The organism is Cellulomonas sp. FA1, from assembly GCF_000986825.1.
GTDB lineage: Bacteria > Actinomycetota > Actinomycetes > Actinomycetales > Cellulomonadaceae > Cellulomonas > Cellulomonas iranensis.
In genome coordinates this window covers 348,667-361,741 of sequence record NZ_LBMY01000001.1, presented here as the reverse complement: position 1 = coordinate 361,741, position 13,075 = coordinate 348,667, and the positions used below count along the sequence as shown (strand labels likewise).

General features: G+C 77.7%; 11 protein-coding genes. 6 read left to right on the top strand and 5 right to left on the bottom strand.

Annotation, left to right across the window (positions count from 1 at the left end; genetic code table 11):
* Positions 1 to 43: 43 nt before the first annotated feature.
* Both GY42_RS01515 and GY42_RS01510 read right to left on the bottom strand, forming a co-directional pair.
* Entirely contained in the window at positions 44 to 1,444 is a 1,401-nt protein-coding gene (locus tag GY42_RS01515; RefSeq protein WP_046527974.1) for an ATP-binding protein, read from the bottom strand.
* A complete protein-coding gene (locus GY42_RS01510; protein WP_046527973.1) occupies positions 1,441 to 2,100 on the bottom strand; it encodes a response regulator transcription factor in 660 nt (219 codons plus the stop codon). Before GY42_RS01510 ends, GY42_RS01515 begins: the two co-directional genes overlap by 4 nt.
* A gap of 83 nt (positions 2,101 to 2,183) precedes the next feature.
* Here GY42_RS01510 and GY42_RS01505 point away from each other — a divergent pair, with 83 nt between their 5' ends.
* Genes GY42_RS01505 through GY42_RS01490 form a run of 4 tightly spaced genes read left to right on the top strand, consistent with a single transcriptional unit; the run spans position 2,184 to position 6,063 of the window.
* Entirely contained in the window at positions 2,184 to 3,443 is a 1,260-nt protein-coding gene (locus GY42_RS01505; RefSeq protein ID WP_046527972.1) for a LolA family protein, read from the top strand.
* A 47-nt stretch (positions 3,444 to 3,490) separates the two neighbouring features.
* The gene (locus tag GY42_RS01500; protein WP_201775249.1) at positions 3,491 to 4,459 is read left to right on the top strand and encodes an ABC transporter ATP-binding protein; all 969 of its coding nucleotides are present in this window, start codon (positions 3,491 to 3,493) and stop codon (positions 4,457 to 4,459) included.
* The gene (locus GY42_RS01495; protein ID WP_082131311.1) at positions 4,446 to 5,354 is read left to right on the top strand and encodes an ABC transporter permease; all 909 of its coding nucleotides are present in this window, start codon (positions 4,446 to 4,448) and stop codon (positions 5,352 to 5,354) included. The genes GY42_RS01500 and GY42_RS01495 overlap by 14 nt, the downstream gene beginning before the upstream one ends.
* 40 nt (positions 5,355 to 5,394) lie before the next feature.
* A complete protein-coding gene (locus GY42_RS01490; RefSeq protein ID WP_046527971.1) occupies positions 5,395 to 6,063 on the top strand; it encodes a hypothetical protein in 669 nt (222 codons plus the stop codon).
* Positions 6,064 to 6,069: 6 nt separating this feature from the next.
* On the opposite strand, the gene GY42_RS01485 is transcribed toward GY42_RS01490, so the two are convergent.
* Both GY42_RS01485 and GY42_RS01480 read right to left on the bottom strand, forming a co-directional pair.
* A complete protein-coding gene (locus GY42_RS01485) occupies positions 6,070 to 7,977 on the bottom strand; it encodes a threonine/serine ThrE exporter family protein (RefSeq protein WP_052748161.1) in 1,908 nt (635 codons plus the stop codon).
* Positions 7,974 to 9,569, bottom strand: coding sequence for a PP2C family protein-serine/threonine phosphatase (locus GY42_RS01480; protein WP_046527970.1), 1,596 nt, complete (start codon positions 9,567 to 9,569; stop codon positions 7,974 to 7,976). Before GY42_RS01480 ends, GY42_RS01485 begins: the two co-directional genes overlap by 4 nt.
* A gap of 75 nt (positions 9,570 to 9,644) precedes the next feature.
* On the opposite strand from GY42_RS01480, the gene GY42_RS01475 reads away from it, so the two are divergent.
* Positions 9,645 to 11,075, top strand: a complete 1,431-nt coding sequence (locus tag GY42_RS01475; protein ID WP_052748160.1) for an NYN domain-containing protein — start codon at positions 9,645 to 9,647, stop codon at positions 11,073 to 11,075.
* A 25-nt stretch (positions 11,076 to 11,100) separates the two neighbouring features.
* On the opposite strand, the gene GY42_RS18540 is transcribed toward GY42_RS01475, so the two are convergent.
* Complete coding sequence (locus tag GY42_RS18540; protein ID WP_052748159.1) at positions 11,101 to 11,841, bottom strand: alpha/beta fold hydrolase; 741 nt, start codon at positions 11,839 to 11,841, stop codon at positions 11,101 to 11,103.
* 118 nt (positions 11,842 to 11,959) lie between these two features.
* Between GY42_RS18540 and GY42_RS01465 the strand changes: the two genes are divergently transcribed.
* Positions 11,960 to 12,994 (top strand): LLM class flavin-dependent oxidoreductase, encoded by a 1,035-nt coding sequence (locus GY42_RS01465; protein ID WP_046527968.1) that lies wholly within the window; start codon positions 11,960 to 11,962, stop codon positions 12,992 to 12,994.
* Positions 12,995 to 13,075: the final 81 nt, after the last annotated feature.

Below are 13,075 nucleotides of genomic sequence, written 5' to 3'. Positions count from 1 at the left end.
TGCGCCCGCGCGGCGCGCGGACCAGCAGGATCGTCGCACGGCGTCAGCCGGCGGGCAGCGTGAGCACGGCGCGCAGGCCGCCGGTCGGGGACTCGTCGAGCGTGACGTCGCCGCCCTGCTCGCGCGCGACCTCGCGGGCGATCGCGAGACCGAGGCCCGTGCCGCCGGCGTCGCGCTCGCGCGCCGCGTCGAGGCGCACGAACCGCTCGAACACGCGCTCACGGTCGCCCGGCGGCACGCCCGGGCCGTCGTCGTCGACGACGACCCGGACGGCGTCGTCGACGCCGGCGTCCCCCGTGCGCCGCTCGACCCGCACGGCGACGGCGGAGCGCGCGTGCCGCGCGGCGTTGTCGACGAGGTTGCGCACGGCGCGCGTCGTCGGCCCGGCGGCCCCCAGGGCGGTCGCGGCACCGGTCACGGTGACCTCGACGCCGCGCGCGTCGGCGGTCGGCACGACGGACGCGGCGGCCTCGGCCGCGACCTCGGCGAGGTCGACGGGCCCGCGCGCGGCCGGTGTCGCGCCGACGCGCGCGAGCACCAGCAGGTCGTCGACCAGGCCCTGCATGCGCGCGACCTGGGGCGCGAGGTCGGCGACGAGGTCCGCGACCGGGTACGCCTCGGGGTGGGCGGCCGCCACCTCGACCGCGGCGCGGGCCGCCGCGACGGGTGAGCGCAGCTCGTGCGCCGCGTCCGCGACGAACGTGCGCTGACGGGCCGCGGCGGTCTCGAGGCGGTCGAGCATCGCGTTGAGCGTGCGGGCCAGCGCGCCGAGCTCGTCGTCGGCGGCGGGCACGGGCAGCGACCCCGGCCCGCCCGCGAGCGCGACCCGGTCGGCCGCGGCTCGCAGGTCCTCGACGGGCGCGAGCACGCGCCCGAGCAGCGCGCGCAGCACGAGCGCGAACCCGACGGTGAGCACGGGCACGACCAGCAGCAGCGCGACGCGCAGCGCGCGCACCACGCCCTCGACGTCGGTGAGCGGGACGGTCGTGACGAGCGTCGCGGGTCCGCCGCGGTAGGTGACGGCGCGCACGGCCGCGCGCGCGACCCGGTCGTACGCGCTGGCCTCGGTGCCGACGACGAGCACGCGGCCGCCCGCGCGCTCGCGCCACGCCGTCAGCGTGGCCGCGTCGACGACCGGCAGCGTGCGGCTCGCGGTGGTCGACGTCGCGAGCACCGCGCCGGACGCGTCGAGGAGCTGGGCGACCTCGCCCGGCTGGGTCACGGGCAGCGCGTCGGGCACGCGGTCGTCGGCGACGAGGGCGGCGAGCGTCGCGGACCGCTCGCGCACGGCGGTGTCGACGGCGGCGGTGCGGGCGACGCCCACGACGCCCGAGAGCGCGAACGCGCCGACGACGAGCACCACGGCGACCGACGCGGTCGCGACGAGCGTGAGGCGCGCGCGCAGCGACGTGCGGCGCCACCACGCGTCCCGCGCCCGGCTCACGCGACCCCGCCGACGCGGTACCCGGCGCCGCGCACGGTCGTGACGGCGTCGCGCCCGAGCTTGCGGCGCAGGTACCCGACGTACACCTCGACGACGTTCGGGTCCTCGCCGCGCGTGTCGAACACGTGGTCGAGCAGCTCGAGCTTGCCGACGACGCGGTCGGCGTGCCGCAGCAGGTACTCCAGCAGGGCGGTCTCGCGGACCGTGAGCTCGACGGGTGCGCCGTCGCGCGTGACGGCGCGCGTCGCGGGGTCGAGCTCGAGCGCGCCGACGCGCAGCACCGCGGGGCGGGGCGCGACGGGCCGGCGCACGAGCGCGCGCAGCCGCGCGACGAGCACGACGAACGAGAACGGCTTGGTGAGGTAGTCGTCGGCGCCGACGTCGAGCCCGTCGGCCACGTCGTGCTCGCCGTCCTTGGCGGACAGCATGAGCACGGGCGTCCAGACGTCCTGCGCGCGCAGCGCGGTGACGACGTCGTAGCCGTTGCGCCGCGGCAGCATGACGTCGACGACGAGCACATCGTACTCGCCGTCGACGGCCATCCGCAGGCCCGTCTCGCCGTCGTGCGCGGCGTCGACCGCGAACCCCTCGGCGGTCAGGCCGCGGCGCAGGGCGCGCACCAGCCCGACCTCGTCGTCGACCACGAGCACGCGCACCCCGGCAGCATCCCACCCGCGTCCGGGCGCGGGTGGCACGCCGCTCAGGTTCCGCTCAGGCCCCGGGGCGCACGGTGGGTCCCATGGACACGACCCCCGTCACCCCCCGGTCCCGCGTCCGCGCCGCGTGGGCGGTGCCCGCCGTCGCCGTCGTCGCCGTGGGCGCCGCGTTCGCCGCTCCCCCGCTGCTGGCGTCCGCCGACGCGGCCGGGCTGCCGGCCGTGCAGCCCGACGAGCTCGTGGCGCGCGTGCTCGAGGCCGAGCCGCAGGCGCTGTCGGGCACGGTCGTGCACACCGCGCGCCTCGGCCTGCCGGACCTGTCGCTCGTGCAGGTGGGCGGCGCGGACCCGGTGAGCCTGCTGGGCGGGTCGACGACGCTGCGCGTGTGGACCGACGGCGAGGCGCGCTCGCGCGTGTCGCTGCTGGGCACCGCGTCGGAGTACTCGGCGGTCACCGACGGCACGCAGGCGTGGACGTACTCGTCGTCGGACGACGAGGTCGTGCACTACGCGCTCTCGCCGCAGGACGCGGCCCGTGCGCAGGCGCTGCGCGACGACCCGCCGACCCCGCCGGCGGACCTGCCGACGCCCGCCGAGCTGGGACGTCAGGCGCTCGAGCGGGCGCAGCAGGACGCGACGGTGAGCGTCGACGCCGCCACGAAGGTGGCCGGCCGCGACGCCTACCAGGTGGTCGTGACGCCGACCAGCACGACGACGCTCGTGGGGCGCGTCGTGGTCGCGGTCGACGCGCGCACGTGGACGCCGCTGCGCGTGCAGGTGTGGAGCAGCGACGACGCGCAGACCCCGGCGCTCGAGGTCGGGTTCACGGACGTGACGTTCGCGGCGCCGGCGGACTCGGTGCTGACGTTCACGCCGCCGCCGGGCGCGCAGGTCCGCGAGGTCACGGTGCCCCTGCCGGACGACGCGACGCTCGCGGCGCACGGCGACGTGCCGTCGACGCTGCCCGACGACCCGGCCGACGCGCCGCTGCCCGACGGCGTGACCGCCACGGGCACCGGCTGGGACGCGGTCGTCGAGGTGAGCGACGTCGACGTCGCGGCCCTGCTCGCGGGCGACCCGTCGGCGGTCGCGTCGCTGCCCGACGTCGAGAAGTCGTTCGGCGGCGGCGAGGGTGCGAACCAGCTCTTCGACCAGTTCATGGGCGAGGGCGACGGCCCGCCGGTCGACCTCGACACCGCGACGCTGTACGACCAGCTGACCACGCCCGTCGAGGGCGGGCGTGCGCTGCAGTCGTCGCTGCTGTCGGTGCTGGTGCTCGACGACGGCCGCGTGCTCGCCGGCGCCGTGCCGGTGGACACGCTGCGCGCGGTCGCCGGCGCGTGACGGCCACGCTGCGCGCCGCGGCGCCGGCCGTGCCGCACGCTGGTGCCGTGACCGACGACGCCATCCGCACGCACGCGCTGACCAAGCGGTTCCGCACGGGCCAGGTCGCGGTCGACGGCATCGACCTGGCCGTGCCGCGCGGTGCCGTGTACGGGTTCCTCGGGCCCAACGGCTCGGGCAAGACGACGACGATCCGCATGCTGCTCGGGCTGGTCGCGCCCACGTCGGGGCGGGTCGAGCTGCTGGGCGAGCCGGTGCCGCAGCGTGCCGCGCACGTGCTGCCGCGCGTGGGGGCGCTGGTCGAGGGGCCCGCGTTCCAGCCGTACCTGTCGGGCCGCGCGAACCTCGCGCGGCTCGACGCGGTCGACGCGTCGACCGACCCGAGGACGGCGCGCACGCGGGCCGAGGCCGCGCTCGAGCGCGTCGGCCTGACCGCGGCGGCGGACAAGCGGTACCGGCAGTACTCGCTCGGCATGAAGCAGCGCCTCGGCCTGGCCGCGGCGCTGCTGCGGCCGCGCGACCTGCTGGTGCTCGACGAGCCGACCAACGGGCTGGACCCGCAGGGCACGCGCGAGGTGCGGCACCTGGTGCGCGAGCTCGCGGACGCCGGCACGACCGTGCTCGTGTCGTCGCACCTGCTGGCCGAGATCGAGCAGGTGTGCACGCACGTCGGGATCATGGGCCGCGGGCACCTGCTGCTGCAGGGCCCGCGCACCGAGCTGACCGCGCGGCGCGCCGCGCGGATCGCGGTCCGCACGCCGGCCGCCAGCGCGGACGCCGCCGTGGCCGAGCTGCGCCGGCTCGCGCTGGACGACGTCACCGCCGACCGCGCGGTCGCCGACGGGACCGTGACCGTGTGGGCGGCGGTGCGCGACGACACGGGTCCGGCACCGCAGGACGTCACGGCCGCGCTCGTGCGCGCCGACGTCCCGGTCGTGGGTCTCGACGTGCGTCGACCCTCGCTCGAGGACGTGTTCGTCGAGCTCACCGGGGAGGGCTTCGATGTCGCCCGCTGACACCACGGCACCTGCCACGCCCGCGGGGACCGCCGCCGTGCCCGCGCCGGGCGCCGACGTACCCGCACGCCACCGCGGCGCGCTCGCGCGCCTCGTGCGCGCCGAGCTCGCGCTCGTGCTGGGCCGCCGCCGCAACCTCGTGCTGCTCGTGGGCCTCGCGCTCGTGCCGCTGCTGCTCGGGGTCGTGCTGTACCTCGCGCAGGACACCGCGCTCGCCGGGCAGGGACCGCCCTTCGTGTCCCGCGTGACGGGCAACGGGCTGTTCCTCGTCGTCGCGTCGCTGTTCCTGTGCACGCCGTTCCTGCTGCCGCTGACCATCGGCATCGCGTCGGGCGACGCGATCGCGGGCGAGGCGTCGGCCGGCACGCTGCGGTACCTGCTCGTGGTCCCGGTGGGGCGCGGCCGGCTGCTCGCGGTCAAGGCGCTCGGCGCGCTCGTGTTCGCCGCGGCCGCGGTCCTCGCGATCGCCGTGGTGGGGCTCGTGGTCGGCGCGGCGCTGTTCGGGGTGGGTGACCTCACTCTGCTGTCGGGATCCACCGTGCCGCTCGCGGACGGCGTGCTGCGCGTCGCGGGCGTCGTCGCGTACGTCGGCCTGTCGATGACGGGGCTGGTCGCGGTGGGGCTGTTCTTCTCGACGCTCACCGAGGTGCCGATCGGGGCGATGGCCGCGACCGTCGTGGTCGCGGTGGTGTCGAGCGTGCTCGACCAGCTGCCGCAGCTCGCCGCGATCCACCCCGCGCTGCTCACGCACCACTGGTTCGACTTCGCCGAGATGCTGCGCGTCGTGCCGTCGGCGGACGTCCTCGCGCAGGGCCTGGCGGTGCAGGCGGGCTGGGTCGTGGTGTTCGGCGCGCTCGCGTGGGCCCGGTTCACGACGGCCGACGTCACGTCCTGACCGGCGCGCACCGGCGCCGGACGGTGCCACACTCACCGGTGTGAGCGAGCACGACGACGAGACCTACCGCCCCGACGGCCTGACCTACGGCCTGCTGCTGGTGCGGGCCACGCGTGACGACGTGCTGCGCGTGCTGGTGCGCGAGCGCTTCTCCGGGTGGGTCGGGCCGGCGCAGGACGGCTGGGTCGTCGCGGTCGCCGACCGCCCGCGCGGTCACGTCGCGGCCCGGCGGCGCTACCTGCCCGACGTCGGCGAGCTCGTGTCGGGCGACCTGCACGCCGTGGTCGTCACGGTGGTCGTGGCGCGCGACCTGCTGCTGCAGGTGTGGGCGCACGACGACGGCGCCGAGGTCGTGACGTACCTGTCGGACGCGCACCTCGCGTTCCCCGACGACGAGGACGCGTTCGGCCCGCAGGGCGCGCACGGGGCGCGCACGCTCGCGGCGCTCGCCGGGCGCCCGGACGCGGGTGACGAGCTCACGACGCTGCTGTCGGACGAGCGCGGCGAGTCCGACGCCGAGTCGGAGCGGCTCATGGCGGTGTGCCGCCTGCTGGGGTGGCCGCAGTGGCTGGTCGCGGTCGACTCGCTGCCGCGGCGCGTGCCCGGCGGCCCGGACGCGGACGCGTTCACGCGCCTGCGCGCGGGTCGCACGGGCGTCGGCGGGCTGCTCGCGGCGCGCGCCGCGGCGGTCGTGCGCCGCGACGAGTGACGCGGGTCAGACGATGCGGGGCGCGTCGGGCGCGAGCCGGCGCTGCAGGCCCGCGCCGAGCGCGAGGCCCGCGAGCACGCCGAGGCTGATCGCGACCATCGACACGCCGGTGGTGACGATCGTCGTGACCGCCTGGTCGGTCGAGTGCCCGAGCACGGACGTCACGCCGACCAGGCCGAGCGCACCGGGCACGAGCACCCAGAACCCGGGCAGGAACGTCACGAGGAACGGCGGGCCCTCGCGGCGCGTGGCCGCGAGCATCGCGACGGGCGTCATCGCGAGCGCGCCGACGAACGACGAGACGACGGCGCCGAACAGCACGCCGCCGAGCACCTGACCGGCGTACGCGACGAGCAGCACGAGCGTGATCCACGGCAGCGTGCCGCGGTGCGCGTCGTTGTGCAGGACCACGCCCACCGCGTAGACGAGCACGCCCACCCACGGCGCCGCCCACCCGAGCGGCTGGCTGCTGGCCGACCCGACCTCGGCCGCGGGGACGCCGACGAGCCCCGCGGCGACCGTGATGCCGAGCGCGAGCAGCACGAGCTGCATGACACCGGCGGCGAGCCGCGCGGACCCGGCGATCATCTGCCGGGTCGCGAGGTCGATGACACCGGTGGTGAGCAGCGCACCAGGCAGGAACGTCACGAGCGGCGCGACGAGCGGCGCGAGGAGCCCCACCGACCAGCCGGTGCGCACCAGCAGCAGCACCGGCAGGGCGACCGCGAACGCGCACAGGCCCACGAGCAGGCCCTGGTAGAGGGCGGGCACGCGCCGGGTCGCGGTCGTCAGCAGCGCGACCCCGCCGCCGAGCACGGCCGCGACGAGCACGTCGAGGCCGCCGCCGCCGAGCACGAGCGCGAGGCCCGCGGCCATCGCGACGTAGCCCGCGGCGCGCCGCGGGACCGTCGAGGTCGGTTGCGACAGGACGACGCCCGCGAGCGCGTCGAGCCCGGCCCGGGGGGTGACGTCACCGCGCTCGGCGGCGTGCGCGAGGTCGAGGACGTCGCCGACCTGGTCGAGGCGCAGCACGCGGCTGCCCGCGGTCGACACGGCGGTCTGCACCGTGCCGTGCCCGGGCACCGAGACCATCACCGCGGTCGGGAACGTGACGACCGACGCCTCGGGCAGCCCGTTGACGGCGGCGACGCGCTGCAGCGTCGTGTTGACCTGGACGATCGGCGCGCCGGCGTCGACCATCGCCTCGCCGAGCCGCACGAGGAACCGCACGGCCTCGTCGCCGCGCGCGGTGAGCGGGTCGGCCGTCGCGGCGGCGTCGGGCACGCCGTCGTCGGTGGCCGGCGCGTCCGTCACGGGCGGCAGCACCAGGGTCGTCGTGGTGTCGCCGGGCGGCGTCGCGACGGTCGGCGAGGACCCGGCGGTCGGCGCGCCGTCCACCGGGGCGGCCCCCGCGCGCGCGGCGGCGGCCGGCGCCCCGACGCGGCGCCACCACCACCACAGCCCCACGGCGGCGCCGACGAGCACGAGCAGCGCGCCGAGCACCACCGCCCACGGCACGGTCGACTCGGCGACGGCCGGCTGCGAGGGCCACACGGGCACCTGCACGGTCGACGTCGTCGTCGGCGTGGGGTCGGGCGTCGCGACGGTCGGCGACGGCGCGGGCGTCGAGGTCGGCTCGGGCGTGGTCGTGGCCTCGTCGGAGGGGGTCGGCTCGGGCGTCGGCCCCGGCGTCGCGTCGGTCGGCGTCGGTGCGGGCGTCGCACCCGGGGTCGGGGTCGGGGTCGGTGCGGGCGTGGCGCCGTCGGTCGGGGTCGGGCTCGGCGCCGGCGCGTCCGTCGCACCGGGTTCGGGACCGACGACGCCCTGCCCGGGGTCGACCACCGGGGCGTCGGGCGCGGGCGCGTCCGGCACGGCGGCGGACGCGGGCACGACGAGGACGGCGGGCACGTTCATCCCTCGACCCGGTGCACGACGACGGCCGTGTCGTCGAGCGAGCCCTCGGGGGTCATCCCGGCCAGGACGCCGTCGGCGATCGCGTCGGGGTCGGCGCCGACCAGGCCGACGAGCAGGCGCTCGAGCGCGGCGAGCCGCGAGCGCAGGTCGGACCCCCGGCGCTCGAGCAGGCCGTCGGTGCACAGCACGACGACGTCGCCGGCGGCGACCGCGACCACGTCGTGCGGGCGCGGCTCCCGAGCGACCGTCAGCGGCGTGCCGCGCGCACCGGTCAGCCACGTGACGGTGCCGTCGGTGCGCAGCACCGCGGCCGGCGGGTGGCCCGCGCTGGTGTACGTGTAGGTGCCCGCCGCCGGGTCGAGGACGCCGCAGTGCACGGTCGCGTACTCGGCGCCGGGCAGCGTGCGCGCGAACGCGTCGAGGCCGTCGACCGCCGGCGCCGGTGCGTCGGTCCGCAGCAGCAGGGCGCGCGCGGCGCTGCGGAGCTGACCCATGCGCGACGCGGACTCCAGGCCGTGCCCCACGAGGTCGCCCACGACGATCCCGGTGCGCCCGCCCGGCAGGTCCGCGACGTCGTACCAGTCGCCGCCGACCGCGAGGCCGCGCGTGGCCGGCACGTAGCGGGTCGCGACGCCCGGGCGGTCGACGGGTGGTTCGAGCATCGCTCTCTGCAGGACGTCGGACACGCGTTCCAGCATGCCGACCTCGCGCTCGTGCCGCAGCGCGCCGGTGAGGGCCCCCGCGACGGCGTCGGCGACGAGCCGCGCGAACGTGCGCAGCTGGTCGTCGACGGGGCGCAGCGCGCCCGCGCGCAGGGCGAGCAGGCCCTCGCGGTCGTCGATCGCGACGAGCGGGAGCGGCACGACGAGCAGCCGGCCGGCCTGCTGCACGGTGGCGGTCCGCGCGGCGCGCTCGACGAGCGCGGCGTCGACGTCGTCGGCCGGCCCGTGCACCCACCGCAGCCCGCCGCGCGGGCCCAGCGCGGCGCCGACGAGCGTGACGTCCGGCCCGTCGGCGAGAGTCGCGGCGGCCGCCGCGACCACGGCCCCGACGTCGGGCCCGGCCGCCTGGAGGCGCGACTGCAGCAGCGACAGCTGCCCCACGCGGCGCCGCTCGACGACCTGCGCAGTGGTCTCGGTCGCGATGTCGAGCAGCCCGCGCACCTGCCCGTCGACGTCGAGCAGCGGGCTGTAGGAGTACGTGAAGAACGTCTCCTCGTCGAACCCCGAGCGGTGCATGACGAGGCGCTGGTCGACGACCCACGTGGGCCGCCCGGCCTCGACCTCGCGCACCGAGGGCTCGATCGCGTCCCAGACCTCGGCCCACACGGCGGCCAGGGGCGAGCCGAGCGCACCCGGGTGCTTGTCGGTGCCGAGCATCTCGCGGTAGCCGTCGTTGTAGATCATCGTGAGCTCGGGGCCCCACGTGACGAGCACGGGGAACTCGGTGCCGAGGCACAGCTCGACCGCGGCGCGCAGCGGCAGCGGCCACGCGGCGGGCGGGCCCAGCGGCGTCGCCGCCCAGTCGACGGACCGGACGGCGGCCCCCATGGCGCCGCGCGCCGTCGCGCGCAGGAACCAGGGCGACCTCATTCGTCCGAGGCTACCCGCGGCGCGCGGCGCACCTCGGGGCGGGCGTGATCCCCGCGGCACGGCAGGATGGGTGACGTGACCACCACCCACGAGCCCGCCCGCCGGCTGCGCTCGGCGCTGTTCCTCGACTTCGACAACGTGTACATCGGCCTGCAGCGCCTCGACCCGCGCGCGGCCGAGGCGTTCGCGACGGACCCGGGCCACTGGCTGTCCGAGCTCGGCCAGGGGTCGGACGTCGACGGCGACCTGACGCGCCGCTTCCTGGTCCGGGCCTGCTACCTCAACCCGTCGGTGTACTCGCGGTTCCGCCCGAACTTCACGCGCGCGGGCTTCCGCGTCGTCGACTGCCCGTCGCTCACGCAGCAGGGCAAGTCGAGCGCCGACATCAACCTCGTGCTCGACGCGGTCGACGCGCTCGCGGCGCCCACGCGGTACGACGAGTTCGTCATCGTGTCCGCCGACGCCGACTTCACGCCGCTCGCGCAGCGCTGCCGCGCCGACGACCGGCGCGTGACGATCATCACGGCCTCGCCCGCGGCGTCGGCGTACCGCGCGGTCGCGGACACCGTGATCGGCGCCGACGCGCTGGCCGACCTCGTGACGCAGACCGCGTCGCCGCTCGACGCCGAGCCCGTCGTGGCGCCCGAGGCCGCGACCGAGGCGGTCGCACCCGCCGCGGCGCCGGCCACGTCGAAGGCGGCGGGCTCGCGCTCGGCGTCGCGCCCCGCGGGCGCCCCGGCGGGATCGTCGGCCGCGACCGAGCCGGCGGCCGCCACGGAGACGAGCGCCTCCGGCACGAACGACCGCGCGGAGGCGGCGCCCGCCCGCACGACCTCGAAGGCCCGCGCCGCCGAGCGGGTCGTCGACGAGGGCGAGGCCCGGGCGCGGCGCGCGGTCCGGCGTGCGGTCCGCAAGGCCGACGCGCCGCTGCCGCTGGGCGCGGCCGCGCAGGTCGCGCTCGACGCGTACCCGGGGCTGGGCACGTCGCAGTGGGCCGGGGCGGGCGGCTTCACGGCGTGGCTCACGCGCGTGCTGCCCGACCTCGACGTGTCGACGCGCCCGCCGGGCCACGTGTGGGACCCGGAGCGCTTCGGCGAGGCCGACCTGCCGGGGGCCGTCGCCGACACCGACCCGAGCGACCTGCAGCGCCAGGTCATCTCGGTCACCGACACGCCCGGCCTGAGCCAGGCGCAGTACCGCGTGCTGCTCGAGACGCTCGCGGCGGACGTGCGGGCGCACACGTTCGAGCGCGTCGCGACGTCGCGCCGCGTGCACGAGGCGTGCCAGCAGTCGGGCACCAAGGTCGGGCGCTCGACCGTGAACTTCGTCATCTCGGGCGTGCTCTACACGGGGCTGTCGCTGGCCGACGGTCCGTCGGCCGAGCAGGTCGCGGCGGCGTGGGCGGACAACGTCATCGGCCTGTGCCGCGGTGCGCGCATGGAGCTGACGAACGGCGACGCGGCGGCGATCCGCGGCTGGGTGGGCGGCGGGCTCGTGCCGGCCTGACGGCGCCGCGCAGGCGCCCCCGCGGTCAGCGCGCGGGCGCCTGCGCGAGGAAGTCGACGACCAGGGCGGCCAGCCGGTCGGGCGCGCACACGGGCAGCAGGTGCCCCGCGCGCGGCACGACCGCGAGCCGGGCGTCGGGCAGCGCGTCGACGATCAGGCGCGTGTGCTCGGGGCGCACGACGTCCCGCTCGCCCACCACGACGAGCGTGGGCGCGGTGACGAGCGCGAGGTCGGCCGGGTCGATGCTCGGGTCGTCCACCATGAGCGCGAGCCGCTCGGCGGGACCGCGCAGGGGCGGCACGAGCCGGGCGACCGACGCCACCACGGCGTGCGCGAGCTGGACCTCGACGAGCGCGCGCATCGTGAGCCCCTCGGGGAAGAGGTTCGCGCCGACGACGACGAGGCGGTCCACCCGGTCGGGGTGACGCACGGCCAGCTCGAGCGCGACGTTGCCGCCGTCGGAGAAGCCCAGCACGTCGGCGTGCGCGAGTCCGAGCCGGTCGAGGACCGCCGCGACGTCGTCGGCCATGGCCGCGATGCGCAGCGGACCGGCGCCGCGCGGGCTGCGGCCGTGCGAGCGCGAGTCGAGGCCCACGAGCAGGCGCCCCGCGCCGAGCGGCTCGACCATGCGGTCGAACACGTGGTGGTCCTCGCCGTTGCCGTGCAGCAGCACCAGCGGGCGTCCCTCGCCCCTGGTGACGACCCACAGCGGGCCGACCCGGCCGCCGGGGGCCGGGAGGCGCTGCACGGTCGGGGCGACGTCCACGACGCCGACACTAGGACGCCCGACCGGGAGCCGCGCGGGCGCGGGCTGTGGCCCGGCTGTGCGGCTGCGCACACCGCCCGTCCGGAATGGTCCCGGGGGTGCGCGGGTTGCCCCTGACGTGACAGCGATCTCCGTGCTCGACCTCGTCCCCGTCCGCTCCGACCAGACCACGGCGGACGCCGTGGCCGCGACGCTCGCGCTCGCGCGGGTGGCCGACGAGCTCGGCGCGCGCCGCTACTGGGTGGCCGAGCACCACAACATGCCGGCGGTCGCCGCGACCAACGCGCCGCTGCTGATGTCGCTGATCGCCGCCGCCACGTCGCGCGTGCGGGTCGGGTCGGGCGGCGTCATGCTGCCGAACCACTCGCCGCTCGTGGTCGCGGAGCAGGTCGCGCTGCTGGAGGCCGCGTTCCCGGGCCGCGTCGACGTCGGGATCGGCCGTGCGCCGGGCTCGGACCCGGTGACGAGCCACCTGCTGCGCCGCGGCGCGAGCGGCGACGGCGTCGACACGTTCGACGACGACGTCGCGGCCCTCGCGGCGCTCGTGCGCCCCGAGGGCGTGGACGTGCGCGTGGGGTCGACGTCGTACCCGCTGCGGGCGACGCCGCGCGCGACGTCGGCACCGCAGCTGTGGCTGCTCGGCTCGTCGACGTACTCGGCCCAGCTCGCGGGGCGGCTCGGGCTGCCGTACGTGTTCGCGCACCACTTCGCGGGGCGCGGCACCGCCGAGGCGGTCGCGCTGTACCGCAGCACGTTCCAGCCGTCCGACGCGCTGCCCGAGCCGCGCACGATCGCGGTCGCGAACGTCGCGGTCGCCCCGACCGCGGACGAGGCGCGGCGCCTGGTGCTGCCGCAGGTGCGCACGATGTGGCGGCTGCGCAGCGGTCTGCCGCTCGAGGCGCAGGAGCTCGTCGAGGACGCCGAGGGCGCTCCTCTGCCGGCCGCGGCCGACGAGGGCGTCGCGGCGCTCACGGCGTCGTGGGTCGTCGGTGACCCGGCGTCCGCGGCCGCGGAGCTGCGCGAGCTCGCGGGGCGCATCGGGGCCGACGAGGTCATGGTCGCGCCCGTCGCGGGTGCGACGCGCGGCACGCCCGCCGACGCGTCGCCCGCACGTGAGCGGACGCTGCGCCTGCTGGCGGACGCCCTGGCCTGAGCCGTCCCGCCCACCCGTCCGGACGGACGAGTGGGCGGACGAGCGGGCCGACCGGCGCCGTCGGGCCGGTGAGCACCGGCC

What these genes read in the sequence shown, in the direction of transcription:
- GY42_RS01505 (WP_046527972.1), top strand. Translation starts at nt 2,184, where the DNA reads ATGGACACGACCCCCGTCACCCCCCGGTCCCGCGTCCGCGCCGCGTGG.
- GY42_RS01495 (WP_082131311.1), top strand. Translation starts at nt 4,446, where the DNA reads ATGTCGCCCGCTGACACCACGGCACCTGCCACGCCCGCGGGGACCGCC.
- GY42_RS01485 (WP_052748161.1), bottom strand. Translation starts at nt 7,977, where the DNA reads ATGAACGTGCCCGCCGTCCTCGTCGTGCCCGCGTCCGCCGCCGTGCCG.
- GY42_RS01480 (WP_046527970.1), bottom strand. Translation starts at nt 9,569, where the DNA reads ATGAGGTCGCCCTGGTTCCTGCGCGCGACGGCGCGCGGCGCCATGGGG.